Here is a 26,530-nt window from a genome sequence, read left to right on the forward strand (position 1 = left end):
ACCTGCCATGCTTGATCCAGCCCTGCTCCGCCACCAGCCCGCCGACCTCGCCGAACGCCTGCGCACCAGCCGCGGCTTCGAGCTCGACGTGTCTGCCCTGGAGTCCCTGGAGGCCGATCGCAAGCGCATCCAGGTGCGGACCCAGGAGCTGCAGAGCCTGCGTAACAGCCGTTCCAAGGCCATCGGCCAGGCCAAGGCCAAGGGCGAGGACGTCTCGGCCATCATGGCCGAGGTCGCCGCCTTCGCCGACGAGCTGAAGGCTTCGGAAGTGGCGCTGGACGAGCTGCGCGAGAAGATCGACGCCATCTCGATGGGCATTCCGAACCTGCCGGCCGATGACGTGCCGGCCGGTGCCGACGAGAACGACAACGTCGAACAGGCGCGCTGGGGAACCCCGCGTCAGTTCGACTTCAAGGTGCTCGATCACGTCGAACTGGGCGCCCGCAATGGCTGGCTGGACGGCGAAACCGCCGCCAAGCTGTCCGGTTCGCGCTTCACCGTGCTGCGCGGCCCGATCGCGCGCCTGCACCGTGCGCTGGCCCAGTTCATGGTCGACCTGCACACCGGTGAGCACGGCTACGAGGAAACCAACGTGCCGCTGCTGGTCAACGCCGATTCGCTGCGCGGCACCAGCCAGCTGCCGAAGTTCGAGGACGACCTGTTCAAGACCGCCGTGGGCGATTCCACGCGCTACCTGATCCCGACCTCGGAAGTACCGCTGACCAACATCGTGCGCGATGAGATCGTCGACGCCGAACGCCTGCCGCTGCGCATGACCGCCCACTCGATGTGCTTCCGTGCCGAGGCCGGCAGCGGTGGCCGCGACGTGCGCGGCATGATCCGCCAGCACCAGTTCGAGAAGGTCGAGCTGGTCTCGATCAGCCGCCCGGAAGACAGCGACGCCGAACACCAGCGCATGACCCGTTGCGCCGAAGTGGTGCTGGAAAAGCTGGGCCTGCCGTACCGCAAGGTGCTGCTGTGCACCGGCGACATGGGCTTCTCGGCGGTGAAGACCTACGACCTGGAAGTCTGGCTGCCGTCGCAGGAGACCTACCGCGAGATCTCCTCGTGCTCGAACTGTGGTGACTTCCAGGCCCGCCGCATGCAGGCCCGCTGGCGCAACCCGGCCACAGGCAAGCCGGAGCTGGCGCACACGCTGAACGGCTCGGGCGTGGCGGTGGGCCGCGCGATGATCGCGGTGATGGAGAACTACCAGAACGCCGACGGCAGCATCACCGTGCCGGAGGCGCTGCGCCCGTACATGGGTGGCCTGGAAACCATCGGCTGATAGCCTGATGGGGTGGGTGCCATGCTTGCATGGCACTGCTCTGGCTCTGGTGGGTGCCATGCTTGCATGGCACTGCTGCGGCTCTGGTGGGTGCCATGCTTGCATGGCACCGTATCCACGCATGGCGTGGATCTACGATGCGGGCTACATCCACGCAATGCGTGGATGAACCACCGTGATCACTCCAGAACCCGCAGCTTCTCCAACGGCACCCATCCCTGTTCGCCGGTTTCCGGCACGCACCACGCCCAGCCATTGAGCGTGCGCTCGCCACGCAGCAGCTGCCCGGGATCCACATCCAGTTCCCGCGCGCAGTAGTCTTCCGTGGTAAATGCGCCACCCTGCGCGTCGCGGCCGATCACCGGCGCCGGCACGAATCCCGGCTGCTGGCCCTCTGCCTCGCACAGGAACCAGTCTTCCCAGCCTTCGGGCCCTTCATAACGTTCGCCCACCACCAGCGCCTGGCCACGGCGCAGGGTGATCGGGTGCGGAAATTCGCTGCGGTGTGCAGTGGTCACGATGTAATTCATGGCCCCAGCCTAACGTTCTGGTGAGCGTCGCGCATGGCAGCGTATCCACGCGCACGCGCGGTGGATCCACGTCATGCGTGGATGACGTAGCGCTCAGTCCGTACGCCACAAAAAAGGGCCGGTGTCAAGCCTTTCGTGCAAATCACGCGAGGCTTGAAACCATATACGGGGCAATAGGTTAGCTCTGTTTCGTGCCGCTTGCAGGGGATGCGGCGTTGTGGGCTGGGAGCCACATAAGAGCCTTGGGAAAGCAAGCCGGGGCGCGCTGTAGCGGTGACGATTGCCAAGGGACGGCGGGCTTGCCCGGTCATCATAGCCCAATCGTTCGCGGCACTCCAGAACGAAGAACGCGCAGCATTGGGCTGCGCGTTCGAGGGATGGCCAGCGTGGTTGCTGTGCATCGTCAGCTTGGTTTTGGTGATGCGGGCTTGCCCGCGCCACCCTTCCTGAACCCCCGATCCCCCGCCATGAAGGCTTCCAGCATGTGCGGGATCAGCGTCGCTGCGTCGACCGCTTCGCCATAGGTTTGCGCATGGAGCTGTGCATAGCGGTCGAGGTCAGCTTTCAGGCTGGCGGGGCAGGCAAAGGTCAGCCTGACGCTGCTGCTGGACGGCAGCGGCCCCAAGCGCAACTTCTTGGTCGTGCTCATCGTGATGTTCCTCGGTTGAACATGAGCGGCTGGTAGGGACGAAGCGTCAAATCGCGCGCGACGATGATCCGCACCGGCAGGCCCGGCCGGCTGGTCAAGGTCGGCTGGATGTTCATGTTGCGGCGGGTCATCTCCTGGCCGACCTGATTGATGCTGTCCTGCGCGCTGTCGCGGCCGGCGATGATGATGCGATCGCCGTCCTGACGGTTCTCCGGCGCGGCCAGCTCGGCGCCCACGCCCAGCAGCGTCGTCAGCGCCGCACCGGCGAAGATGCGGCCCCAGTGGTAGTCCACATCGTCTTCCAGCCCGGCATAGCCGGCTGGATCGGTGCCGACCAGGTTGTCGAGCGTGAGCGAAGACGTGTCCGGCAGGATGATCCGGTTCCACACCACCTGCACTCGGCTCTGCCCGTAGCTCACCTGGCTGTTGTAGCGGCCCAGGATGCGCGATCCCTGCGGGATCAGCAGGAACTTGCCCGTGGCCGTGTCATAGACCGGCTCCGTGACCGTGGCGATCACGTCGCCCGGCAAGTCCGACTTGATGCCCGTCACCAAGGCACCGGCAACCACCGTTCCGGCCATCACCTGATATGGTGAAGCCGGCAGGGTCAGATTGCCGGAATTACGGGTTTCCGTAGAAGCACCTTTCAGGAAGGCCTCTTTCTGGTCTTGCCTGTTCTGCACGGCGGTTGGGTCGGCAGGCTGGGCCACCGTCGAGGCAGGCCCGGCGGCCATCGGGTCGAAGGCCGCATTGGCAGCGAAGCCTGGTGCGGCAGCGACCTGCGACTGTGCCACGGGCGCGGCCTGCGGGGAGCCAGTGCGGAAGAATACCGATGAAGCTGCCGCCGCTTCTTCTTCCTTGCGCAGCGCATCGTTGGGGTCATAGCCGGGCGCGGCATAGGTGGCGGCAACTGGCTGCTGCTGTGCATTGACGATGGCCGGGCCAAGATCGCCCGGCAGCGGTGGCCCCAGTTCCGGCACCTCGGGCGGCAAGGCGGGCGGCAGTTGGGAATAGTCGGTCGGCAGCCGCTCCAGCCCTTCGGAGCGCGAGACACGATCGACGTTGTAAAGCTCGGCCTGCTCGCCTGCGCCGCGCCGCTGTGGTTGCAGCGACCACATCAGCGCGCCCAGCACGGCGACAGACAGGCTACCGGCGATGATCGCCAGCACGCGCCGGTTCAAGCGCGTGACCGGGCGCGGCGGGGCACGCAGCGCCACCGTTTCCGGGGCCACCTTGTCCGCCTGCGGGATGGCAAGGTCGGGAGTGTCGTCCTGGCTCATGCTCAATTCCTCCGCGCCACGCCGTCGGTGCGTTCGATCCGCACCACGTCGCCCTTGTCCCCGCCCAGGCGCAGTTCGGCCGCGCCGAACAGGCGATCCACGATGTAGTACGGCGAGCGGAAACGGTAGTTCACCAGTTGCCCGTCGCCCTGCGCGCCGATGACGAACAGCGGCGGCAGCTCGCCTTGGGCGATGCCTGCCGGAAACTGGATATAGACCTTCTCGCCGTCATCGAAGGCGCGCAGCGGCTTCCACGGCGGATTGCTGCCGCTGATCGCGTAGCGGAAGCGGATGCGCTCCAGCGACAGGCCGGCATCAACCGGCACGGCGGCGTTGGCCGCCTGCGCCTGGCGCTGCAATGCCATCATCCGGTCGCGCGGATAGTGCCAGGAAACGGATGCCATCCACGCGCGTTCGGTCGAGGTCAGCTCCAGCAGATAGGTGCGACGATTGGTGGTGATGACCAGATTCGTCTTGAGGCCCGAACGCACGGGCTTGACCAGCACATTGACGCGCAGCTCGTCGCCGGCGCCGCTGGACGTGTCGCCGACGATCCAGCGCACGGTATCGCCGGCGGCGACCGTCACCAGTTCCTCGCCAGGCTGCAAGGACACCACGGTCACGCGCCCCGGCGCGGCATAGACCTGGTACAGCGCGCCATCGGTGAAGGGCCACACCTGAATCGCATTGACGTAGCCCTCGCGCGTGGGCGCGACGCGCGCCTCGGTGTTGGCCTTGGACACGCGCACCGTCTCGTCGGCCGGCTCCGGTGCGGACTCGGCCTCACCGGCCTCCGGCAGCGGCTTCAACTGCGCCGGCAGCGCCAGCGGCTCGGGCAAGGCGACGACTTCCACCGGCGCCGGCGGCTCGGGAATGAATTGCGCTTCCACCGGCTCGTCGAGGGGGATCACGGGCGGCGGCTTGCCCTGCGTGGCGCAGCCCGCCAGGGCCAGCAGCATCAAAGGGAAAGCGTAAAAACGGATAAGCGATTTCATGGTTTGGCTCCATCGGAAGAATCCAGTTCTCGGCTCCACGACAGACCATTGACGTAGATGCCAAGGGGATTGCGGCGCAGGCGTTCTTCGGTGCGCGGGGTTTGCAGCACGATGGACACCACGGCCGTCCACCGTTCCAGCCCGGCGGCCGCGCCGTTGACGTAGCGGCGTTCCGTCCAGCGCACGTTGAACGACGTGTCGCTGGCGCGCACGACGCTGGTGATCTGCACCGTCACCGTTTCCTTGCCGACGCGGGTGAACGGGTCGTTGGTGCGGGCATAGTCGTTGAGCACCGCCGCGCCCTTGTCGGTGGTGTAGTCGTAGGCATCGAGCCAGTTCTGCCGCACCACGATGGGGTCGATGGACAGCGAGCGCACCAGCGTCACGAAGCGCGCCAGATGGTGCGCGATCTGCGCGTCGGCGGGCCGGTACGGCGTGGCGGCCTCGCCCACGGCGCGCACCTGTCCGGCCTGATCGACCTCGATGACGTAGGGCGTGACGATGGACTGCGCCGAGCGCCAGACCAGGCCGGCGGCCATCAGCAGCGCGAGCACCAGGCAGCCGAAGGCCATGAACCGCCAGTTCTTCGCCTGCACACGCGCCGAGCCGATACGGTCGTCCCACACCTGCGCGGCGGCTTGATAGGGAGTGGCAGGCTGCGGCGTATCGGCATAGCGCACCTGCGGTCGTTTGAATCGCATGGATGTTCTCCTTGAAGGTCAGGTATCGGAATCGCGCAGGCTCGGGCCTTGCCCGGAGCCGCCGCCGTCGCCACCGCGCAGCGTGTGGGCGGCGGTGGTGGCGGCATGGGTGATCTGCTGGCGGCGGTGCATCCGCTTGGCCCAGGCGGGCTGCTCTTGCTTCTGTGGGCTGGCGGCGCCGTCGGCGGCTTGGCCGGACGCGGCTGTACCGGCCGCAGCGCCGCCAGATGCGGCCCCTGCGCCATCATCGCCCGAAGGGCCGTTCCATCCGGCGCGGAAAGGGCCGGCCATCTTCTGCCCGACGGCGGAAGCACCGGATGCGGCGCGACGGCCTGCTGCCTGCGCGCCGGTCTTGGCGACGTTGCCCAGGCCAGCCGCCGCACCCTTGACCCCGCCACCGGCAGCAGCGGAACCGGCTTGGAACGCCGACCGGGCGCTGCCGGCAGCAGAGGTAGCGGCACGCGCACCGCTACCGGCCAACTTGGCGGCGGCCGGCGCCATGCGCGCCCCAGCCGCCACCGCACCACCTACGCCAGTCGCGGCGGCGCCGATGGCGACGGCCGTGCCAGCAGCGCCGACAGCGGCACCGGCCATCGCACCCGCGCCAAGCTGCGGCGCACCGGACACCATCCCCGTGGCGATGCCCGGCCCGAAGATCCCCAGCGCCAGCAGCGCAAGCGACGCCAGCATGATGACCAGCGCATGGTCGATGGATGGTTCGTCGGGATGCACCTGAAACTCGGCGAACAGTCCCGAACCGATGCCAACGATGACGGCGAGCACCAGCACCTTGATGCCCGACGACACCACGTTGCCGAGCACCTTTTCCGCGAGGAACGAGGTCTTGTTCCACAGGGCGAACGGCACCAGCACGAACCCGGCGAGCGTGGTCAGCTTGAACTCGATCAGCGTGATGAAAAGCTGGATCGCCAGCACGAAGAAGCACAGGATCACCACCAGCCAGGCGAGAAACAACACCACGATGGGATCGAGGTTGAAGAATACATCGGGGAAGCCCGCCAGGTCGCCGATCTTCTCCAGGATCGGCGCGCCCGCGTCGATGCCGGTCTTGGCCAGCCGCCCAGGCTGAAGAAAGTTCTCCATCGTGATGGCCGAGCCGGTGGCCGTAATCCCCAGGCCGGCGAACGAGCGGAACACGATGCCCGCCAGCCAGTTGAAGTTGCCGATGATGTAGGCGAAGGCACCGACGTAGAGCACCTTGCGCAGCAGCTTGGCGATCACGTCCTCGCCCTGGCCGGTGGCGTGGCTCATGGCCCAATACAGGCCGGCGATGGTCATGTCGATGACGATCAGCGTGGCCGTCAGGAACGCCACTTCGCCATGTAGCAACCCGAAGCCCGAGTCGATGTAGCGCGAGAAGGTATCGAGGAAACGGTCGATGACGGTTACGTCGTTCATGGCGTGTCCTCCGTAGCCGCAGGCGGCGCATCGCCTTCTGGCACGTCGTCAGTGGGTGTGTCGAAGCTCGCCGGGATCGGTGGCAGTTCGGCCAGCGAGCCGTATTCGTCCGGCCCGGTCTGGCCGGCGAAGAACCGCCGCCGGAAGGCTTCGGCGGCGGCGCGGCAGGTGTCTTCGCCTGCGGCTTGCAGGTCGGCTTCGCATCGGGCACGCAGCGCCTTGAGCCGCACGGGATCGGCGGCCAAGGTGGCTGCCAGGTCTTCGGCCCTTTGTTGGTCGGACGACTGGCCGCAAGCGGTCAGCAGCACGGCCAGCAGCGAAACCGACAGAACGGGAACGCATCGCATGGCCGCCTCCCGTCAGTTGTTGTAGAAGTTGACGGACTGCGGCGTGTACGGCGTGCCGGTGCCCAGGAAGCGCCGCCGCACTTCGCGGGCGCGCTCGGTCGCCGCCGCCTGCCGCGCCAGTTCCAGCGAAGCCGCGCGGTCTTGCGTGATCTGGAGCTGCTGCGCCTGGATGGACTGCTTGGCCTGCAAGGCCAGGAGCTGGTTCGTCGCCTGCATGGCCTGCAAAGCGCCGGTGGCCGACTGGCTCTGGCTCACGAGGTCGGCCAATGCGCTCTCGTCTTGCGCCAGGTTCTGCGACACCTCCGCCTGCATCCGCATCGCGGTATGCAGGCCATTCAAGGTGTTCTTCCAGCGCTCCTGCGCATCGCGCAGCATCTGGTCGCCGCTGACGGTCGCGGCGTACTGCTCCGGGTACAGCCGGGCGAAGGTGGCATCCATGCTCTGCACGTCATAGGCCAGGCCGCGCGCCTCGGCGATCAGGCGTTCGGTGGTCGCCAGCGTCGAACGCAAGCGATTGACGATGTTGAAGTCCAGATTCGCCAGATTGCGTGCCTGGTTCATCAGCATCTGGGCTTCGTTCTGGAGTTGGTTGATCTGGTTGTTGATCTGCTCCAGCGTGCGAACAGCGGTCAACGTGTTCTGCACGAAGTTGGACGGATCGAACACTGTCAGCGCGGACGCAGGCTGTGAGGCCAGCAGCGATACCGACAGCACGGCGGCGAGCGAGGCGGACAACAAACGGGGTTGGGTCTTCATGGTGAAACCTCCGGTAGTTGAGAAGCGAGGAAGGACGCTGCCGCCGGTGTGGACGGCAGCAGGTCGGCAGCCCAATCGAGGCCGCGATGACGCAACCAGGCACCGGCAAAGCCCGGTGTTCCTGCGTCCAGCAGCAAGCGATCCATGTCGCGTTGGTCTTGCGGAGTGGATGCTCCGGCGAAGGCCAGCGTGGCTGGCCCCAGGTCGAGGTCGAACAGGCGATTGCCCAGGCGCGATTGGTAGTAGTAATCACGCTTGGGCTGCGCGGTCGCCACGATCTCGATCTGGCGCGCGTTCAGCCCGAAGCCCTCGTAGATCGTGCGAATCTGCGGCTCGGTGGCCTGCGGATTAGGGAGAAAAATCCGGCTCGCGCAGCTTTCGATCACCGCCGGGGCAATGCTCGAATCCTTGATGTCAGCCAGCGACTGCGTGGCGAAGATGACGCTGACGTTCTTCTTGCGCAGTGTCTTCAGCCATTGCCGGATGCGGGCGGCAAACACCGGGTCATCAAGGAACAGCCAGGCTTCATCGAGGATCAGCAGCGTGGGCGTCCCGTCGAAGCGTTCATCGAAGCGGGCGAACAGGTAGCCCAGCACGGCCAGCACCGCCGCCTTGCTGTGCATGAGTTCTTCCATCTCGAAGCCCTGCACGCTGCCGGAACCCAGGCGGTCGGCATCGGCGTCCAGCAGCTTGCCGTGAGCCCCGCCCAGCACATAGGGTGCGAGCGCCTGGCGCAGCGCGTTCGATTGCAGCAGCACCGACAGGCCCGTCAGCGTGCGCTGCTCCACTGGCGCACCTGCGAGGCTGCCCAGTGCCGACCAGATCGCTGCCTTCTCGTCCGGGCCGATGGCGACACCTTCATGCAGCAGGCGGCCTTCCACCCATTCGGCGGCCCAGGTGCGGTAGCCCTCCTGGTCGATGCGGGCCAATGGCTGGAAAGCAATCGCGCCATCGTTGCCCAGGTCGTAATGTTCGCCGCCCAGCCCGAGGATGGTGGCGCGCATCGAGCGGCCCATATCAAAGGCGAAGATGCGTGAGCCCGGATAACGGCGAAACTGCATCGCCAGCGTGGCGAGTAAGACCGATTTTCCCATGCCGGTCGGCCCGGCGACCAGCGTGTGGCCCACGTCGCCAATGTGCGTCACCAGCCGGAACGGCGTCGCGCCATCGGTGCGGGTGACGATCAGCGGTGGGCCATCCAGATGCGCGTTCTTCTCCGGCCCGGCCCACACGGCCGATACCGGCATCATGTGCGCCAGGTTCAGCGTCGAAACGATGGGCTGGCGCACGTTGGCATAGGCATTGCCAGGAATGGACGACAGCCACGCATCGACCGCATTCAAGGTTTCGGGGATGGTCACGAAGCCGCGCCCCTGAATGACGCGCTCTACCATGCGCAGCTTCTCGTCGGCCACGGCAGGGTCGGTGTCGAGCACTGTCACGGTAGCCGTCAGGTAGCCGAAGGCCACCTGATCGCTGCCCAGTTCTTGCAAGGCGGCGTCTGCATCGGCGGCCTTGTTGTTGGCGTCGGTATCGACCAGCGGGCTTTCCTGCTGGAATATGGTTTCACGCAATAGCGCGACGACGTTCTTGCGCTTGGCGAACCACTGGCGGCGCAGGCGGCCCAGCTCCTTTTCCGCCTCGGCTTTGTCGAGGCAGAGGAACCGGGTACTCCAGCGATAGGCAAAGCCCAGGCGGTTGAGGTCGTCTAGCAAGCCCGGCCAGGTGGAAGTCGGAAAGCCCCGCACCGACACCACGCGCAGGTGCTGGTCGCCTAGCATGGGCGCGAGGCCCCCGACCAGGGCGGAATCGGCCAGCAGCGCGTCGAGGTGGAAAGGCACTTCGGGCACGGCCAGCCGGTAGCGTCGCGTCGAAACCGTGGCGTGCAGGTAGGTCAGCGTCTGCGCGTCATCCAGCCAGGCGATTTCCGGCATCACGCCATCGAGCAGGTCGAACACCCGATCCGTTTCCGCCACGAAGGCATCGAGCCGGCCTCGCCAGTCCACGCCATCGCCCGGCGCATGCTCGTAGAGCAGTTTGGCCGCACGGGCGCGCGATTCCTCCGGCGGCAGGTAGGCCAGCGTCAGGTGGTAGCTGCTTTCGTAGTGGTTGCCCGATTCCTCGAAGGCAGCGCGGCGTTCCTCGTCCACCAGCCAGGACAGTGGTTCGGGGAAGTCGGAATGCGGGTAATCCGCCGCTGGCTGGCGCTCGGCCTCGATGAACAGCGCCCAGCCCGAACCCAGCCGGCGCAGCGCGTTGTTGAGCCGCGCCGTGGTGGCAATCAACTCGCCTTGCGTGGCGCTGTCCAGATCCGGCCCGCGAAAGCGCGCCGTGCGCTGAAAACTGCCGTCCTTGTTCAAGACGACACCCGGCGCGACCAGTCCTGCCCAGGGCAGCCAGTCGGCCAGCAAGGCGGGCCGCTGGCGGTATTCGGCAAGGTTCAGCATGGCATCCCCCTACACGTCGAGCAGCGGCTTGTGCTTGATGTGCCGGGCGAAGACCTGCATGAACTGCGGATCGACGCGCGCACCCCACACCGCCAGCGAGTGACCGACGATCCAGAGCACGACACCGGGAATCCAAAGTTGCAGGCCCAGCCCGACGGCGGCGGCCAGCGTGCCGTTGGCGATCGCCACGGTACGCGGTGCGCCGCCCATCAAGAGCGGTTCGGTCAGCGAACGATGCAGAGGCACTTCAAAGCCGGCCGCGAAGCTGTCCGGCCCGCTCATACGACGGCCCCGCCGGAGAAGCTGAAGAACGACAGGAAGAACGAGGACGCGGCGAACGCGATGCTCAACCCGAACACGATCTGGATGAGTTTGCGGAAGCCGCCCGACGTGTCGCCGAAGGCCAGCGCCAGGCCCGTGGCGATGATGATGATGACCGCGACGATGCGCGCCACCGGCCCCTGGATGGATTCGAGGATGGATTGCAGCGGGCCTTCCCAGGGCATCGAGGAACCGGCGGCCCGGGCAGTTCCGGCCAGGAACAGCAGCAGCGCGGCCAGCAGCAGCCCTTGCCCCGCAGGGCGGGCCAGACTGCGCAGTCGTGCGAGGCTGGGCAGGCGAGGAAGCGGATTTACGGAAAAACGGAAAGCAGGAACGTGCATCTGCGTCATGGCAGTTCTCCAGGTTGGTCAAGGGACGGGGAAGGCGCAGCGGCATCGGCTGCAAGAGGAACCGGCGTCAGCTCGGGAAACGGCGTTTCCAGTGCATCCGCCAGGCGGTAGCCCACACCGTCGAAACCGACGACGCGGGCGATGCTTTCGACGCGGCGCTTGCGGCCACGTCCGGCGATGTGGATGACGACGTTGACCGCCTCGGCGATCAGCGCACGCGGCGGGTTCACCGCCACTTCGAGAATCAGTTGCTCCAGGCGCAGCAGCGCGCCCAGCGCGGAACCGGCATGGATGGTGGCGATGCCGCCGGGATGGCCGGTGCCCCACACCTTCACCAAGTCCAGGGCTTCACCGCCGCGCACTTCGCCGACGATCACGCGGTCGGGCCGCAGGCGCATCGTGGCCCGCACCAACTCGGTCATGGACACGACGCCAGCGCGGGTGCGCAGCGGCACATGGTCGCGGGCTGCGCATTGCAGCTCGATGGTGTCTTCGAGCACCAGCACGCGGTCGCCGGTGGCGGCGATTTCCGCAAGCAAGGCATTGGCGAGTGTGGTCTTGCCGCTGCTCGTCGCTCCGGCGATCAGGATGTTCTGGCGCTCGCGCACCGCGCGGCGCAGGAACTCTGCCTGCCCGGTGGTCAGGATGCCGTCGGCGACGTAGCGATCCAGGCCGATGATGCTCACGGCGCGCTTGCGCAGCGCGAAGGCTGGGCCGGGTGCGGCCGGGGGCAGGATGCCCTCGAACCGCTCGCCGGTTTCGGGCAGCTCGGCGGTCAGCAGCGGTCGGCCGCGATGCACTTCCGCGCCGACGTGGGCAGCCACCAGCCGGATGATGCGCTCACCATCGGCTTCGGGGAGCTCCACGCCCAACGGCGCACGACCCGACGACAGCCGATCCACCCATAGGGTGCGGTCGGGGTTGAGCATGATTTCCACCACGTCCGGGTCTTCCAGCGCGGCGGCGATCAGCGGCCCCATTGCCGTGCGCAGCATCTGGATGCGGCGATCCAGCGAAGTCGCGGTGGAAGATCGTTCGGGCGGGGTTTGTGGAACGGCGCTCATGAGGCACGCTCCTGCGCTTCGGCCAGTGCTGCCGCGTCATCCATTCGCGTTGGGTCGGGGTGCAGTTCTTCCACCACGTCGCGCACCAGGCTGCGCCCACGCAGCAGATGGCGGCCGAGTTGTTCGACGAACTGCTCGAAGCGTGCCTTGCCCTGGACGCGAGCTGCCTCCTGATGGGCCTCTGGAACCGGCATGCTGACGGTCAGGAAGTAGCGGATGAACAGCGCCAGCGTTTCGATCTGGATGTTCTGATCGCGCTCCAGGCGTTCGGTCTGCCGCGAGAGGCGATCCAGCCGCTTGGCAATCGCGGCCTCGCGCTGGTCGCCGGCATCGGGCGACAGCCAGGACGCCAGCGCTGCCGCGACGATGGACGACTTGGACACGCCTTTCTTGGCGGCGAGTTCTTCTAGGCGCTTGGCGTGCTCAGGCTGGATGAACAGGTTGAGGCGGTATTGGCTCATAAGTCGATTCCGTCGTTAGGGTCGAGGGAAGCCAGCCGGGCCGTGCGCTGCATGGCCGGGTCGAGCTGGCCGGGGAGAGAGGCCGCGTAAGGCAGCGGCAGGTCGTCGTCCTCATCGAGCAGCGCCAGGTCGTTGCCTGCGGGCTGCGGCTCGGGGCTGTATTCGGCGACTTCGGATAGCTCGGGCTGGCGGCGCGGGCCGCCGTCATCGGCGGTACCTGCGCCATCGCTGGACAGGCTCGCAGCCGGGGCCGCTGGTACAGCGGGGATTGCCAGGCCGCTCCAGTCGTCGGGCCGGGCCGGTGGCGCGTCGGCGTACTGCCCGGCCGCGAGCGCGGGGGGCGGCAAAACGCGGCTCTTGAAGTTGGCGTCGGCGTAGTAGCGCAGCTTCTTGGCCTTGATCGGTGCCACGCTGGACACCATCACCACGGCTTCGTCGGTCGGAAGCTGCATCACCTCACCGGGCGTCAGCAGCGGGCGGGCCGTCTCCTGGCGCGACACCATGAGGTGCCCCAGCCACGGGGCCAATCTGTGCCCGGCATAGTTGCGCTGCGCGCGCAGTTCGGTGGCGGTGCCCAGCGTTTCCGAAACCCGTTTGGCCGTGCGTTCGTCGTTGGTCGAAAACGTCACGCGGACGTGGCAGTTATCGAGGATGGAGTGGTTCTGGCCATAGGCTTTGTCGATCTGGTTGAGCGACTGCGCGATGAGGAAGCTGCGGATGCCGTAGCCGGCCATGAAGGCCAGCGCCGTCTCGAAGAAGTCGAGCCGGCCCAGCGCCGGGAACTCGTCGAGCATCAGTAGCAGCTTGTGGCGGCGCTCAATGCCGTCGCTGCCATCGAGCGATTCGGTGAGCCGCCGGCCGATCTGGTTGAGGATCAGGCGGATGAGCGGTTTGGTGCGGGAAATGTCCGAGGGCGGCACCACCAAATAGAGGGACACCGGATGCTCGGATGCGATCAGGTCGGCGATGCGCCAGTCGCAGCGCGAAGTCACTTCCGCCACGGTCGGGTCGCGGTACAGGCCGAGGAACGACATGGCCGTGGACAGCACGCCCGAACGCTCGTTGTCCGACTTGTTGAGCACTTCGCGGGCGGCGGACGCGACAACCGGGTGCGGTGCATCGCCCAGGTGCTTCGTCGTCATCATCCGATGCAAGGTCAGCTCGAACGGGCTGGCCGGGTCGGACAGGAAGTTGGCGACGCCGCGCAGCGTCTTGTCCTCGCCCGCGTACAGCACATGCAGGATGGCCCCGACCAGCAGCGCGTGGCTGGTCTTCTCCCAATGGTTGCGCTTCTCCAGCGCGCCTTCGGGGTCAACCAGAATGTCCGCGATGTTCTGCACGTCGCGCACTTCATGCGCGCCGCGCCGGACTTCCAGCAGCGGGTTGTAGGCCGCCGACTTCGCATCGGTCGGGTTGAACAGCAGGCAATGGCTGAACCGGCTGCGCCAGCCTGCGGTGATCTGCCAGTTCTCGCCCTTGATGTCATGGATGACGGCCGAAGCCGGCCAGGACAACAATGTCGGGACGACCAAGCCGACACCCTTGCCCGAGCGAGTGGGCGCGAAAGTCAGGACGTGTTCCGGGCCTTCATGGCGCAGATACTCGTTGCGATACTTGCCGAGGAAGACGCCGGCCGGCTGCGTCAGCCCGGCTTTGCGGATGTCATCCGCTTCGGCCCAGCGCGCCGAACCGTAGGTCGTGACCATGCGCGATTGCCGCGAGCGCCACACCGACATGGCGATGGCCACCACCACGGCCAGCAGGCCGCTGCCACCCGCGATGGCCCCGCCGATGTCGAAGACCTGGGGCGCGTAGGCATCGAAGAAGAACCACCACTCGAACAGCCGCCAGGGGTGATAGACCGGTGTGCCAAAGAAATCGAACCACGGCGAGCCAAGGCGTACTTGATAGCCCAGAGCGGCGGCTGTCCATTGCGTTGCACTCCATACGCCGGCGATCACGATGCCGAAGACGGCGGCGATCTGCCCAAACAGCACGCCCTGAGCCTGCATACCTTGGCCTCCGATTTCTCCTGCGCTGATTCCCCGTGGAAAACGCGGCACAAAGGCGTGCCGCAGGCGTCAGGATCGGTGCCGGTTCAGTGCCAGTCAAAGACCGTTATCGGAAGAAAGGTCGAGTAATTGGAAAGAATTAGGGCCGCATCGAAAGAAAGAAAAACGCCGCAAGCGAAGGCGCATTGCGGCGTGTTGAGCGGAAAAACAGAAGTTTTGTGGCGAATCGTCTGCAATCAGAACTTGGGCGGCTCCTTCGGCGGTGTGTATGGCGTATCGCCGTCACCATAAAACCGCTTACGGGTGGCTTCGGCCACCCGGTTGCACAACACGTCGCCCAGCGTGGCACGATCAGTCCTGCACTGCTGGCGCAGCTCTTTCAGGCGTACGGGATCGGATGCCAGTTCTTCAACACTCGGCACGTCTTTCTTCTCTGTCCCATCCTTCGGGCCGCATCCTGTCAGCACCACAACCAGCGCGAACGCAAAGGCCGTCTTCATGATTCAGGCTTCTCCAGGGATTCGGGATCGTCGTACGGCATCGGCTTGTCAGCTTCGGGCGAGCCAATGGCCTGCACCCGTTCGATGAACTGAGCCGGCGTTTCAGCCGGACGAGCGGGCAACAGGCGATTGATTTGGATACCAACATTCGGACGTCGGCTGACGAAACGCAGCCCACGTCAACAGCATTCCAGTTTTCGATGAGTAGCAGTCCTTCGCATGCATGGCAACATGCTGCGAACAGGTTTCACGGTCTCATGACAATGCGGCCCAGCGGCTTGGCCGTTTCCGCATAGGCATGGGCCGCAGCGGCCTCCGCCAAGGGGAATGTTCGGTCAATGACGGTGCGTATACGTCCGTCGGCAACAGCCTGCAAAAGCTCGTCCACGGTTGAACGGACAGCAAGTCTCTCAAAAAGCGGCCCCATGAACACGCCCGAGAGCGTCTGGTTGGCCTGCATGGCTGGCCACAGATCGACAGCCAAGTTGCCACCACCAGCATTGCCGACGAAAACAAGATGTCCCTCGGGAGCCAGCGCAGCAAGAGAATCCTGCAGCGTTGTTCCCACCGGATCGACGACGAGGTTGGTGCCAGCGCCATGGGTGATCTGCCGGACGGCGTCTACGACGTCATGGGCAGTACGATCCACGACATGGCTGGCGCCGAGTTCAATCAGCCGGCTGCTTCGCTGCGTTCCACTGGCCACGGCGATGACCGTGGCACCGGCTTGCGCGGCAAGTTGGACGGCGGCAAGGCCCACGCCGCCGGCTGCCGCCTGGATGAGGACAGTTTCTCCGCGTGCGAGTCCGCCGCGCGCGAAAAGGCAGTGATGCGCCGTCCCGAACGAGATCGGCAATACCGCCGCATCTGTTGCATTCACTCCATCGGGTATGCGCCATGTACGCCCCGCTGGCACAGCCCAGAGCGCAGCATGCGAGCCCTGCATGTCAAACGCCGTGACGCGATCCCCGACTCTGCGGCTTGTGACATTCGATCCGGTCGCCACCACTGTGCCCGCCGCCGCGTATCCGACAACCCAGGAAGACTGAGGTGGCGGAGTCGAACGGCGGTTGATCAGGTCGCCACCTTCAATTGAAATCGCCTCAACGGAAATCAGTACGTCGTTAGGCCCAACGGTTGGGGCGGGAATGTCGGCATACCTCAAGACGCCGGGAGCTCCCGCCACGTCATAAACTGCTGCTTTCATCATGGTTCATCTCTGTCGTCGATGCGTTTGATCATTAGCGAGCGAACGCTTGAATTGTTAGGCGACATTGCTCAGGGCACGTTTTGACAGCCATGCATGAATCAATCCGGCCTGAAAAAACTGCACGGAAGGTTCGAAACCTCCAGCCTCAATTATTGATGCAATCTTAATTGGCGGAAGAACGCCAACATCATTGGCATACGCTTTGCGCATGCGGTCTATCCCCTCAGGTAAAATATCTGACGATGCCATCATGCTCATCCAGGCGCGAAGCAACACTTCATATTCTGGCGATGCCACATCCGAAGCCAAATCAGAACTAGCAAGAATTCCTCCCGGCTTGAGTTTGCTAGATATTTCCCGAAAGAACCCTGATCGCGCTTGCTGGTCGAGAATGAATTGAGACACCAGAAAGCAAGTGGCCGCGTCATGAAGCCCAATGGCAGGGAGCGAATCAAGATAACCTTCGTGGAAATAACAACGAGACGTAAATCCGTCCTCCTCTGCCCGTTGTCGGCAACCATCAAGCATAGGGCCGGAAGGCTCTACTGCAGTAAACCGCCATGCAGGATTCTTCCGAGCAAGGTGGGCCAACTCCGCTCCTGTTCCCACTCCGACACAGAGAATTCGTGCGTCAGCAGGCAACTCGGCAAACAACGACTCAAGAAGGAGGTACAAGCAATCTTTGATCGCTGCCGTTTTGGCCCACTGCACATCGTAGCTGGTCGCCTGTTGATCGAATACTGCCTTAATTTCGTCTTGATTCATTCTTTTCTCCGCATTCTTGCTGCCTAATATGATTTTTATCCAAGCATTATCAAAAACTGTAGATCAACAACCAAATACCATTGAAGATGGCATGTGCAACGAACCCAGGCCAGATGGATTGAGTCCTGCGAAACAAGAAACCGGTTAAGAGGCCGACGATAAAGGCATTTAGCAGGACAACGCTAAATCCATGGACGACTGCAAAGATCATTGCACTGCCCACCACTCCGGCCCATGCGCCGTATCGGTTCAGTGCATTGGCGATAACGCCACGGAATAAGGCTTCCTCGCCCAGCGGCGTCAGTATGCCCCCCATGAGGATTAAGGTGAGGAGCATCATCGGGCCATCCCGTGCCGCAGCCTGGAAGTCGCCCTGCGTGTTCTGCTCGGTGACGAACAGGAAGTACACGTGCTCTGCCAGAACGCTCAACCCGAATGCGGCGATACCCAGCACAACACCCATGGCTAGCCAACGCGACCTCGCGGCTTTGAATCCGAAGGCCTGAAAGTCTCGAATGCGCAGTGCATATGCAGCCAGTAAGGCGAGCATGCCAACAACACCATTGGTAGCCATCCCCACGATGCCACGCCAAGCGGCCTGTTCGTCCGGCATCAGCACGAGTAACAATGCGATCAGCAGAAGCAGCAACAGGTAGCTGATCAATGCGATAGCGATCTCTGGCAACCCTGATCCATTCATGGCGTCACCGCCATGACAGCAGCCTGGCCAATAGCGGCAATGGTGTCGTTGCGCTTGCTAATGGAGGCCTCGATTTCTGCCAGATAGATCGCCATGATGATGGATGCCTGTGCGGGCGGCCACATGATGGTCAGCGCCATGGTTGGCAAGAGTTGCATCGCCTTCTTCACAGCATTGATTCCTCACCAGAATCAGGCATATTTCCTGGCATTGGCCTGATGATTTCGGGTGACTCGATGGCCTGCACACGCTCGATGAAGCGAGCCAGCGTCTCTGAGGGCTGTGCATCCAAGCGCAGCAGGTAGGTCGTTAGCATTGGCGAACGACCAGCTAATGGTCTCGCGACGACACCCTGCTCTCGGCTTGCGGTGATGAGCGCGGCACCAGTAAGTCCCAGCGCGAAGCCGGCCGATACCAGCGCCATCATTAAGTCGCAACTCGATACGCGCTCTACCACCATCGGCTCAATGTCCACACCGCGCAGAACGCGATCCACCTGCCGCGCATGGCCCTCGCATGACTGCGGATCGGACAACACCAAGGGATAGCGCAGCAATTCTTCCAATGGGATGCGCTTATGGACCAGCAAGGGGTGACGCTCCGGTACAGCGACCATCAGCGGATCGTTCCAGACAGGCGAGACAACAATGCCATCGTCGCCTTCATTGGAACGGGAAAATCCTACATCGTACAGATCGTCATGCAGGCCCTTGATCTGCTGCGCAAGCGGCACTTCGGTCAGGCGGATTTCGACTTCAGGCTCCTCCTGCCGACACAGCGCTAGCAGGGCCGGCAAGCGCGATGGCGTGATCCCGTCCGACAAGGCGACACGCAATTGTCCATCGAAACCATTGGCTACCGCCTTCACACTGTCACGCGCCTGTTGCAAGGCTGCGAAGACACGCGGAACATGATCCAGGAACCGTTTGCCCGCACGGGTCAGTCTAGTGCTGCGTGTGGTGCGAGCAAACAGCAGCACGCCCAGTTCTTCTTCCAATTCCTTGATCGCACGCGACAGCGGCGATTGCTCGATATGCAACCGCTCGGCGGCGCGGGCGAAGTGGAGCTCTTCAGCAACGGCCAGGAAGCAGCGAAGGTGGCGAAATTCCATCTATGTGCATCCTCCTATCTTTCTGGTGCAGCCTATCTATGCTTGTTTCCTGCACAACGCTTCTTCAAGCTTCTCTCGTCCCACTCCCATCAACCATGCACGCAACGAGACAAGTTCAGGATTGATCTCTCGCATCAAATCGAGGTCTACTCGCTCTGAGAGAGGGCCATCTTGCAGGCTTGACGCCATATGGGCCAGATCGGCGTTGGAGGCCAGAACCTCATCCGGGAAACGGAAATAGTTGATGGGTCTACCTGCCGCTTCCGAGAACACAGCCTCCAGCTCAAGGCCCGTCACACGATCACTGGCGATCTTCAACGTCTTGCCGGCAAACCGCGCCTTATCCACGAAGATCGCGGTAACGATTTTCCCGATGTCTTGCACGGCAGTGAGCTGGATCGAATGATTGCGGTGGATCAGGGAAACCAACCGCCCTTCATCGAGGCCGAAGCCAGGTCGAACAAGCATCTCCATGAAGATCATGGGACGGATGATGGTGGTCGTCAGCGGCAGTTCGCGGATGTATGTTTCGATACGCGGCTTGGCGTCGAAGCGCGGGACGCCTGTCGGTTCGTCGCCAGCGCTTGCGCCCGAAGAGTAGATGAAATGATCGACGTGGCTCTTTGCTGCAAGGTCAGCGACGCGTGTTCCATAACGGACTTCATCTTCTGCCGACAGGTTGGCTGGCATCACACTGAAAACGCCGTGCGCATCCTTCATGGCTGCCGCGATGACGTCGGCATCTTCCAATGATCCTTGCACGAGCTCGGCGCCTGCCTCACGCAGCGCAACTGAGGCAGGTTCGAACGGGTCTTGCACAAAAGCGCGAACAGGCCAATGGACCTTCAGCAGCGCCTTGGCCACTGATCCGCCTTGCCGGCCGGTGGCTCCGAAAACCAAGATAGGGCGATGTACTTCGTTCATGATTCAGCTCGAAAAAAATGAGAATGTCGTATTCTTCCCTCTATCTCTGAATTGCGGAAGACGGCACTTTTTTTAACCTCAGGCACAGATATGAAACTCTTGGATCAAGCAGGACCGGGCTACCTCAGTGAACGCCTTGAAGACGATTCATCATTCCAGCCGATTCCCTCCAACGGAATCTGCACGCGACTCGGTGATAAATGGACGGTACAGGTTATCTGGCGCCTTGCCATCGCGGGTGATCGTCGCCTGCGGTTTTCCGAGATCAAGCGTGAGATGGAAGGCATCACACAGCGCATGCTGACGCTGACGCTGAGAAACCTGGAACGAGATGGCTTGGTAGAACGCCACTATTTTCCCGAAGTACCTCCGCGTGTGGAATATGAGATCACGGATATGGGGAAAAGCATGTTCCATGCGCTGGAAGGCATCAACTTGTGGATCAGAGAAAACCTTCCGCGTGTAGAGCAATTGCGTCAAACCTACGATACCAACAAGCGCTGATGCATATTTGGGCAGCAAGCCTTACGGGTGCGGGAGTTGGGGTAGTTTGGCAATCACCTTAATCTCGAACTGAAATCCGTAAAGCCACGTCACGCCAATCCCAGTCAAAGTGGGATAAGGCGCTTCTCCCCAGTATTCTGGAAGGACACTCCAGATAGCGTCGAGGTTGGACTCCGGATCGACGACAAAGAGGGTGACGTCAACCACGTCACTGAATGTGCAGCCCGCCGCCATAAGAACAGCACTAAGGTTATCGAATGCCAGCCTGATCTGCGCTTTGAGGTCAGGTTCAGGCGAACCATCCTCACGGCTGCCAACCTGGCCCGAAACAAACAAGAATCCGTTGGATTTGATGGCCGGTGAATACCGGTTGCGCTCATAAAGCGCCTGCCGATCGAGGGGGAAAACTGCTTCGCGTGTTGTCATGTTTGTGCCTTTGCAATAGCGAACGCTGGCCAATGAACAAAAAAGGCACTTTACAGGTGCTGGATCGGTTGAATAAACAGGCGACTCTGTTCATCATTGTTTGTAAAATACAAACAATCTGCGGAAAGAGAGGATGAAGAATGGATCGCTTCGACGCGATGCGCGCCTTTGCGCGTGTGGTGGAGGCGGGTAGCTTCACAAAGGCTGCCCAAACACTTCATATGAGCAAAACCACGGTGACGCAGCTCATCCAGCAGTTGGAAGCACGCCTGCGCGTCAAGTTGCTCCATCGCACCACCCGCAAGCTCGGTGTTACTCCCGATGGCGTGGCGTACTACGAGCGTGTTGTCCGCCTTTTGGCAGACATGGAGGATGCCGAAACCAGCTTGTCCAGTGCGGCGATCACGCCCAGAGGGCGCCTCCGTGTGGATGTGCCCAGTCCGCTGGCCCGCCTCGTACTGGTGCCGGCGCTACCGGATTTCCACGCGCGCTACCCTGATATCCAGTTCGACATGGGCGTGAGCGACCGAGCGGTGGATCTGATCAGCGACAACGTGGATTGCGTCTTGCGTGGTGGTGAAATCAACGATCAATCCCTGATCGCACGCCATGTCGGCGATTTGCAAATCGCCGCCTACGCCGCACCGAGTTATGTGAAACGCCTCGGCACTCCTGCAAATCCGCAAGAGCTGGAAAACACCAACCATCGCATAGTGGGATTCCTGTCCTCACGTACCGGCAAGATTGATCCTTTGGTACTGCACCGTGAGAGTGAACGTGTTGAAATCAGGAGCAGCTATGTGCTCGCAGTGGATGATGGCAATGCCTATCTCGAAGCGGGGTTAGCGGGGTTAGGAGTGATTGCGCTGCCCACTTATATGGCGGCAGCACATCAGGCATGTGGCGCTTTGATTCCGCTATTCGAACAATGGCGGTTTAATCCAATGCCGCTGTACTTGGCATTTCCACCGAACCGCCATGTCAGTGCCAAGCTGCGAGTTTTTATTGATTGGATCATTGAGCTGATGCAGCAGCATGCCCCAAATTCCAGCAATCAGCGACGACATCCCTGCCCCTGATTTGCTCCTCCTGCAACGGTATCAGTCGCTATGCAGCCGACTTGTTAAATCGAAATTCCACGCTGCCGTCCGACTTCCCAAGACACCCCATTACCGCGCACTGTCGCGGCGAGATGCTGCCCCAGCCGCTGTTCGATCACGGGCCGCCACGGCACCAGGCTGAATCCCTGTCCGTTGTCCAGCATCGCGTAGCGCCCACTGGCGAGCATGACCGAACGCCGATAGATACCGGCCACGCGCTGCCCGTCCATGACGGGCTGGTGCGCCAGGCCGGTTTCGGCGGCAATGTCCTTCGCGGTCTGCGCCAATTCCCGATTGCGAAGCGTGTTCAGCAGGTTGCGCGCGAGGATCACGCGCTGCCCACGCCGCTCGGCCAGCCCCTGTTCGGCCAGGAAGTCGGCGCGCTGCTGCATCGCCTGTTTGACCTCAGCACCAAAGCATAGGTCGCCCAGGCCCGAGCCGCCGCCGATCAACTGCTGGTCCAGCCAGGTGGCACCGATGACGCGGGCCTGCCGCTCGATGGGCAGATGCGATTTCAGCTCCACGGCCACGCCACCCAGCCGTTGTGCGTCGTACTGGCTGCCACGCTCGGCCAGGTCGTCCGGCACCTTCCAGAGCCCATCGGCCACACGCTCGACGATGTCGGCCCGGCGCAAGGCTTCCAGCCGGCGGACGTGGGCCGCGACGATCTCCTGCGGGTCGCGGCCGGGCTTGGCCCGGCCTTGCTCGATCGCCAGGTGATGATCGGCGCGGTACAGGCCATCGCTCGCCAGTGCCGCGATGTTCTTGTCGGCCGCCCGCGCCTCGGCGGAACCGCGTACCTCCACCACGGCTCCGGTGGGATAGTTCGCCAGCTCGTCGCGGGCGTTCAACGCGACGTAGTGGGCTTTGCCGTCCACGCCGTCGATGACCAGATAGCCGCGGTCGTGCAACTCGTCGGCCAGCCCTTTGGCAGCGACGCGGCCGACGATGGTGCGGCCGTCGTCGCCCGGCTCGAACACCGCCAGCTCGCGCGGCTGGCCGCTCATGGCCCGCTGCATGGTGCGGATGATGTCGCCACGCTCGCCCAGGGCGCGCAAGGTCTTCTCCGCGTCGGCATGGACGGCCCAGGTGCCGGGCTGCGTCTCGTCGGCCAGGCCCAGGCGCTGCAAGCGTTGCAGGCGGCCGATCAGCAGCAGGCGCTGGCGTTGTAACCGGGGTTCGTTGAAGCGTTCGATCTGCACCCGGCCGTCCTCGCCGGCCTCGCGCTGCAATGTGCGGTCGAGGCTTGTCCACCGCTCCTGTTCCACCTCGCGCTGCAAGGTCTGCTGGATCTCCAGTTCGGTGCGCGGCCCCAGCCATTCCGTCGCCAGCTCGGCGGCGCGATGGCGGAAACCGTGGGCGATGTAGTCGCCAGCGATGATGAGGTCTTTGCCGGTGTCGTCGCGCCCGCGCAGGATCAGGTGGGTGTGCGGGTTGTCGGTGTTCCAGTGATCGACCGCGACCCAATCCAGCCGCGTCCCCAGGTCGGCTTCCATCCGGTTCACCAGGTGCCGGGTGTAGGTGCGCAGGTCGTCCAGCTCGGCGCCGTCCTCGGGCGAGACGATGAAGCGGAAATGGTGCCGGTCGTCGGCGGCCCGCTCCTTGAAGGCATCAAGGTCGGCTTCGTCGGTCTGCGGCCCGTAGGCGCGACCCGGCTCGCCATCGCGGCCGGCGCCGTCGCGCTCGATGTAGCGCAGGTGCTTGGCGAGCGACTGCGGGCTGGCGTTGCGCTGGTTGACCAGCAGGGTCTTGATGGTCACGCGCCGCGACATGAGCGTCAGCTTCGCGCCCGCGAAACGCGCCGCCGTGTGGCCGCGCCCCAGGCGCGAGCCGGGGCGCTGGCCGGCGCGTGCGCCGCTGCCGGCTGCGGAATGGCGCATTGAGCACTTGCCGCCGCTGGCCTTGCCCGCCTGCTTGAGCACCTTGGAGACGAAGCTCTGGCCCTGGCCCTTGCCCCGGTTCTTGGGGGCGCTGGGGCGCACCCGGAAATCGTCGTCACGGCGGTCGGTCATGGCCGCGCTCCCTGTAAGCTCTGGCGTGTCCTGTCGTGCGAAGCACGCGGACAAGCCTGCATTGGCGCGGGCCTCGCGCCCCACGCGGCACGGCGGCAAAGCCGCCCCGTGCCGCGCCACCCCCATGTGCAGACTGGCTTTCGACGCGGCCCGGTGCCGCGTCCTTTTGTCTTGCCTTCCGCCTTTGCCTTCCGCTGTCGCTCCAGGCACCGGCGGCCCGGCGGCGCTGCTGCGGAAGCAGCCAGCGCGCCGGCGAACGCGCGAACTGACGCCATGAAGGCCGCAGGCCGGGCGCGTTCGAGGCAAGACGCCTGCACGTTGGAAGGCTTCGCCGAAGGCAGCGCGACGTGCGGTGCGAATGCACCCGCACTGCACGCGCGACGACACGGCGACGAACAGTAGAACGACATGCCCGATGGCACGCAGGAGCGCAGCGAGTCGGCGGCCATCATGGGCGTGTCTCCAGCCACACCGGATGCGCAACGCCGATCACGGCGGATGCGCCGACCGGGCCGAAATACCGGCTGTCGAACGACGCCGGATTGGTCACGCTCAACAGGAACAGTTCGCCCGGTTCAAGGCGGCGGCAAAGCTGCAAGGACGGCAGTGCCCGGCCCAGCCGGTCGGCAGGCAGCGCGGTGGCCGCAGGCACGCCGTCGATGCGTACCTGCCCGGCGACGATGCAGACGTGTTGCGGCGCGACCGCGCCCACACGTTTGAGCAGCGGCACGCGCGTTGGCAGGTAGCCGCGCTGCGCAGCCAGCATGGCGGCCCTGTCGGGCAGCGGCACCAGCACGATGCTGTCCACGGACAACGGACGTGGCAGCGAGGCGGTGCGCGGGTCGAACGGTTCGATGCGATACCAGCCGACCGCCACGCTGTCGGACGGGTTGTAGGTCAGACGCGGCAGCGGCGACACGAAAGCGGCCCAGACCAGCGCAGTGAAGCCGATGGCGGCCAGTGTTGCCACGACGATGCGAGCGCGCAGGCGCGAGCGAGGACGCGGCGCAACGGCGGGCATGTTGGCCGTGGTGGTCTGGGCGGTCATGGCAGCGCCCTCCCGGCCAGCCAGGCGGCATGCCGCTCGGCGGTGTATTCGGGCAGCGCAAGGCGGGCCGCCAGACGGTTGCCCAGCGTGCGCCAGTACGCGGGCGACACGTCGATGGCGGCGATGCCCAGCGTTTCGATGGTATCGATGCGTTGCAGCACGGCGCGCACGTTGGCATCGCTTTCAGCGTGCAGCAGCAGGCGCGCGCCTGGCTGCACGCCTGGGATGCGCTGCACGGCATCGAGCGGCGTGGCGGTTTGCATCACCATGAGCTGCCATCGGATCGTGCCGTAATCGTTGGCCTGCCAGCGGATGCGGCAGAGCATCGCGCCCGGCAGGAACACCGCGCAGCGCCGCCAGCGGTCGAGCTGGAGTGTGCGCGCCGGTTCTCCGAAGCGCAGGTAGAGCTTGAAACGGGCCTCGATATAGGCCAGCGAAACGCGCGTCAGCGACACGTTGCCGGACTGCCCGGAGAATGCTGCGGGATGCAGCGGCAGCGCAGCCGTGGCCGCGCCAGCGGCAGGCGAAGCGGATGCGGTCATGGTGTGTTCTCCTTGTGGTGCTCGGGAAACTCCCGCTCCAGTAGGCCGCGCAGCAGGTCGGCCACGGTCACGCCTTGCGTGAAGGCCGACACCTTGATGCGCGCCCGCATCGCGGGCGTGATGTCCAGGGTCAGGCGCGCGGTGTAGAGGTCGCCTTTGCCCAGCGCATCGGCATCGCCTTGGCGAATCCACGCTTCTGCGTGCGGATTCGCGGGCGGACGTGCGCCGATGCCGACGCGCTTGCCGCGTGGTGATGGCTTGGCTGTCATGTCGGCCACCACAGCAGTTCGTCCACCAAGGCGGTGATTTCGCGGGCGGCGGCGCTGTCGGGCGTTGTCTCGCGGGCGAGCCGGCCAGCGGCCACGCTGTCGGCGAACACGATGCGCTGATGCACCTCCGAGCGCAGCGCGGGCAGCGGCTGTTCGGCCAGCGATTGCCGTGCCTCGCGGCCGATGATGGTGGTGCTGACGCGCCGATTGATGACGAAGGCCGCTGCTAGCTGCGGCCGGAACACCTGTGCCTCGCGGATCAGCGAAACCATCTCGGCGCTGGCCCACACGTCGTAGGGACTGGGCTGTACGGGAATCAGCACGCGCTCGGCCGCCAGCAGCGCGGAGCGCGCCAAGGCGGCGATGCGTGGCGGGCCGTCGATGATGACGTGATCGGCCCGCCTGGCGAGTTCTGGCGCTTCCTGATGCAGCGTTTCGCGGGCAAGGCCCACGGCGCTGAACAACCGTGGCAAGCCTTGCTGGCTTCTGCGCTGCGTCCAGTCCAGCGATGAACCCTGCGGGTCGGCATCGAGCAGGACGACGTGTTGGCCGCGCAGCGCCAGTTCGCCGGCGATGTGGGTGGCGAGCGTGGTCTTGCCGACACCGCCTTTCTGGTTGAGCAGAGCAAGGATCATGGCGCGGCCCTCCGCGCTGGAAAGCCGGTCTTTCGCTCCTGCTTTTCGTGCCGTTTTGCGGTTGTCCACCGAAACGGCGCGCTTCTACTAAAAGTTATGTATTTACTGTTAGGGAAGTTAAGGGGCGCGCAAACCCAGCAACGGCGCGGGTTTGCAGCCGATTT

The 26,530-nt window shown here is 64.3% G+C and carries 30 protein-coding genes; 3 read left to right on the plus strand and 27 right to left on the minus strand.

Translation table 11 applies throughout. The features are described from left to right. Positions 1-7: 7 nt before the first annotated feature. Positions 8-1,288 carry a serine--tRNA ligase gene (serS, locus tag V3B64_RS03780; RefSeq protein WP_032129791.1) on the plus strand — a complete coding sequence of 427 codons (1,281 nt, stop codon included), beginning with the start codon at positions 8-10 and terminating at the stop codon, positions 1,286-1,288. A gap of 179 nt (positions 1,289-1,467) precedes the next feature. Here the strand turns inward: serS and V3B64_RS03785 are convergent, their stop codons facing one another. The 21 genes from V3B64_RS03785 to V3B64_RS03885 form a co-directional block, all read right to left on the minus strand. Beyond that, entirely contained in the window at positions 1,468-1,818 is a 351-nt protein-coding gene (locus tag V3B64_RS03785; RefSeq protein ID WP_121503607.1) for a ligand-binding protein SH3, read from the minus strand. Between the two features lie 403 nt (positions 1,819-2,221). Continuing rightward, complete coding sequence (locus tag V3B64_RS03790) at positions 2,222-2,467, minus strand: DUF2274 domain-containing protein (protein WP_175776212.1); 246 nt, start codon at positions 2,465-2,467, stop codon at positions 2,222-2,224. Then, the gene (locus V3B64_RS03795) at positions 2,464-3,747 is read right to left on the minus strand and encodes a TrbI/VirB10 family protein (RefSeq protein WP_175776211.1); all 1,284 of its coding nucleotides are present in this window, start codon (positions 3,745-3,747) and stop codon (positions 2,464-2,466) included. Before V3B64_RS03795 ends, V3B64_RS03790 begins: the two co-directional genes overlap by 4 nt. A 2-nt stretch (positions 3,748-3,749) precedes the next feature. Further along, entirely contained in the window at positions 3,750-4,742 is a 993-nt protein-coding gene (gene trbG, locus V3B64_RS03800) for a P-type conjugative transfer protein TrbG (protein WP_175776210.1), read from the minus strand. After that, the gene (trbF, locus tag V3B64_RS03805; protein WP_089238546.1) at positions 4,739-5,443 is read right to left on the minus strand and encodes a conjugal transfer protein TrbF; all 705 of its coding nucleotides are present in this window, start codon (positions 5,441-5,443) and stop codon (positions 4,739-4,741) included. The genes trbG and trbF overlap by 4 nt, the downstream gene beginning before the upstream one ends. An 18-nt stretch (positions 5,444-5,461) precedes the next feature. Then, positions 5,462-6,862, minus strand: coding sequence for a P-type conjugative transfer protein TrbL (gene trbL, locus V3B64_RS03810; protein WP_175776209.1), 1,401 nt, complete (start codon positions 6,860-6,862; stop codon positions 5,462-5,464). Next, the gene (locus V3B64_RS03815; protein WP_175776208.1) at positions 6,859-7,209 is read right to left on the minus strand and encodes a hypothetical protein; all 351 of its coding nucleotides are present in this window, start codon (positions 7,207-7,209) and stop codon (positions 6,859-6,861) included. Before V3B64_RS03815 ends, trbL begins: the two co-directional genes overlap by 4 nt. 12 nt (positions 7,210-7,221) lie before the next feature. After that, positions 7,222-7,965, minus strand: coding sequence for a P-type conjugative transfer protein TrbJ (gene trbJ, locus V3B64_RS03820; protein WP_175776207.1), 744 nt, complete (start codon positions 7,963-7,965; stop codon positions 7,222-7,224). Continuing rightward, positions 7,962-10,412, minus strand: coding sequence for a conjugal transfer protein TrbE (trbE, locus tag V3B64_RS03825; RefSeq protein WP_175776206.1), 2,451 nt, complete (start codon positions 10,410-10,412; stop codon positions 7,962-7,964). The genes trbJ and trbE overlap by 4 nt, the downstream gene beginning before the upstream one ends. A gap of 9 nt (positions 10,413-10,421) precedes the next feature. After that, positions 10,422-10,694: a VirB3 family type IV secretion system protein gene (locus V3B64_RS03830; RefSeq protein ID WP_004883097.1), complete on the minus strand. Its 273-nt coding sequence runs from the start codon at positions 10,692-10,694 to the stop codon at positions 10,422-10,424. Continuing rightward, entirely contained in the window at positions 10,691-11,083 is a 393-nt protein-coding gene (locus tag V3B64_RS03835; protein ID WP_329913647.1) for a TrbC/VirB2 family protein, read from the minus strand. Before V3B64_RS03835 ends, V3B64_RS03830 begins: the two co-directional genes overlap by 4 nt. Further along, a complete protein-coding gene (gene trbB, locus V3B64_RS03840) occupies positions 11,080-12,147 on the minus strand; it encodes a P-type conjugative transfer ATPase TrbB (protein ID WP_175776204.1) in 1,068 nt (355 codons plus the stop codon). Before trbB ends, V3B64_RS03835 begins: the two co-directional genes overlap by 4 nt. Beyond that, entirely contained in the window at positions 12,144-12,608 is a 465-nt protein-coding gene (locus V3B64_RS03845) for a ribbon-helix-helix protein, CopG family (RefSeq protein WP_175776203.1), read from the minus strand. The genes trbB and V3B64_RS03845 overlap by 4 nt, the downstream gene beginning before the upstream one ends. Next, positions 12,605-14,620, minus strand: a complete 2,016-nt coding sequence (locus V3B64_RS03850; protein ID WP_175776202.1) for a conjugal transfer protein TraG — start codon at positions 14,618-14,620, stop codon at positions 12,605-12,607. The genes V3B64_RS03845 and V3B64_RS03850 overlap by 4 nt, the downstream gene beginning before the upstream one ends. A 236-nt stretch (positions 14,621-14,856) precedes the next feature. Then, complete coding sequence (locus tag V3B64_RS03855) at positions 14,857-15,120, minus strand: EexN family lipoprotein (RefSeq protein WP_175776201.1); 264 nt, start codon at positions 15,118-15,120, stop codon at positions 14,857-14,859. Positions 15,121-15,367: 247 nt separating this feature from the next. Beyond that, positions 15,368-16,330, minus strand: a complete 963-nt coding sequence (locus tag V3B64_RS03860; RefSeq protein ID WP_208451695.1) for a zinc-binding alcohol dehydrogenase family protein — start codon at positions 16,328-16,330, stop codon at positions 15,368-15,370. Positions 16,331-16,384: 54 nt separating this feature from the next. Then, on the minus strand, positions 16,385-17,095 hold the full coding sequence (locus tag V3B64_RS03865) for a class I SAM-dependent methyltransferase (protein WP_329913648.1): 711 nt from the start codon (positions 17,093-17,095) through the stop codon (positions 16,385-16,387). Positions 17,096-17,144: 49 nt separating this feature from the next. Further along, on the minus strand, positions 17,145-17,780 hold the full coding sequence (locus tag V3B64_RS03870; protein ID WP_329913649.1) for a CPBP family intramembrane glutamic endopeptidase: 636 nt from the start codon (positions 17,778-17,780) through the stop codon (positions 17,145-17,147). Positions 17,781-17,791: 11 nt separating this feature from the next. Continuing rightward, entirely contained in the window at positions 17,792-17,965 is a 174-nt protein-coding gene (locus tag V3B64_RS03875; RefSeq protein WP_175776198.1) for a hypothetical protein, read from the minus strand. After that, positions 17,962-18,906, minus strand: a complete 945-nt coding sequence (locus tag V3B64_RS03880; protein ID WP_175776197.1) for a LysR family transcriptional regulator — start codon at positions 18,904-18,906, stop codon at positions 17,962-17,964. Before V3B64_RS03880 ends, V3B64_RS03875 begins: the two co-directional genes overlap by 4 nt. Before the next feature lie 36 nt (positions 18,907-18,942). Beyond that, positions 18,943-19,830: an NmrA/HSCARG family protein gene (locus V3B64_RS03885; RefSeq protein WP_175776196.1), complete on the minus strand. Its 888-nt coding sequence runs from the start codon at positions 19,828-19,830 to the stop codon at positions 18,943-18,945. 90 nt (positions 19,831-19,920) lie between these two features. On the opposite strand from V3B64_RS03885, the gene V3B64_RS03890 reads away from it, so the two are divergent. Further along, the gene (locus V3B64_RS03890; RefSeq protein ID WP_279993414.1) at positions 19,921-20,334 is read left to right on the plus strand and encodes a helix-turn-helix domain-containing protein; all 414 of its coding nucleotides are present in this window, start codon (positions 19,921-19,923) and stop codon (positions 20,332-20,334) included. A 21-nt stretch (positions 20,335-20,355) separates the two neighbouring features. Here V3B64_RS03890 and V3B64_RS03895 read toward each other — a convergent pair whose 3' ends face one another. Next, positions 20,356-20,760 (minus strand): RidA family protein, encoded by a 405-nt coding sequence (locus V3B64_RS03895; protein ID WP_175776194.1) that lies wholly within the window; start codon positions 20,758-20,760, stop codon positions 20,356-20,358. 140 nt (positions 20,761-20,900) lie between these two features. On the opposite strand from V3B64_RS03895, the gene V3B64_RS03900 reads away from it, so the two are divergent. Next, on the plus strand, positions 20,901-21,839 hold the full coding sequence (locus V3B64_RS03900; protein WP_175776193.1) for a LysR family transcriptional regulator: 939 nt from the start codon (positions 20,901-20,903) through the stop codon (positions 21,837-21,839). Positions 21,840-21,883: 44 nt separating this feature from the next. Here the strand turns inward: V3B64_RS03900 and V3B64_RS03905 are convergent, their stop codons facing one another. From V3B64_RS03905 to parA, 5 genes are all read right to left on the minus strand, one after another. After that, positions 21,884-23,872, minus strand: a complete 1,989-nt coding sequence (locus tag V3B64_RS03905) for a relaxase/mobilization nuclease and DUF3363 domain-containing protein (protein ID WP_329913650.1) — start codon at positions 23,870-23,872, stop codon at positions 21,884-21,886. Positions 23,873-24,320: 448 nt separating this feature from the next. Beyond that, positions 24,321-24,920 carry a S26 family signal peptidase gene (locus tag V3B64_RS03910; RefSeq protein ID WP_236207687.1) on the minus strand — a complete coding sequence of 200 codons (600 nt, stop codon included), beginning with the start codon at positions 24,918-24,920 and terminating at the stop codon, positions 24,321-24,323. Further along, positions 24,917-25,462, minus strand: coding sequence for a DUF2840 domain-containing protein (locus tag V3B64_RS03915; RefSeq protein WP_175776190.1), 546 nt, complete (start codon positions 25,460-25,462; stop codon positions 24,917-24,919). The genes V3B64_RS03910 and V3B64_RS03915 overlap by 4 nt, the downstream gene beginning before the upstream one ends. Then, entirely contained in the window at positions 25,459-25,731 is a 273-nt protein-coding gene (locus V3B64_RS03920) for a chromosome partitioning protein ParB (protein ID WP_175776189.1), read from the minus strand. Before V3B64_RS03920 ends, V3B64_RS03915 begins: the two co-directional genes overlap by 4 nt. Further along, positions 25,728-26,366, minus strand: coding sequence for a ParA family partition ATPase (parA, locus tag V3B64_RS03925; protein ID WP_175776188.1), 639 nt, complete (start codon positions 26,364-26,366; stop codon positions 25,728-25,730). Before parA ends, V3B64_RS03920 begins: the two co-directional genes overlap by 4 nt. Positions 26,367-26,530: the final 164 nt, after the last annotated feature.

Origin of the sequence: Stenotrophomonas sp. SMYL86, from assembly GCF_036320025.1 — a bacterium.
Classification (GTDB): Bacteria; Pseudomonadota; Gammaproteobacteria; order Xanthomonadales; family Xanthomonadaceae; genus Stenotrophomonas; species Stenotrophomonas maltophilia_A.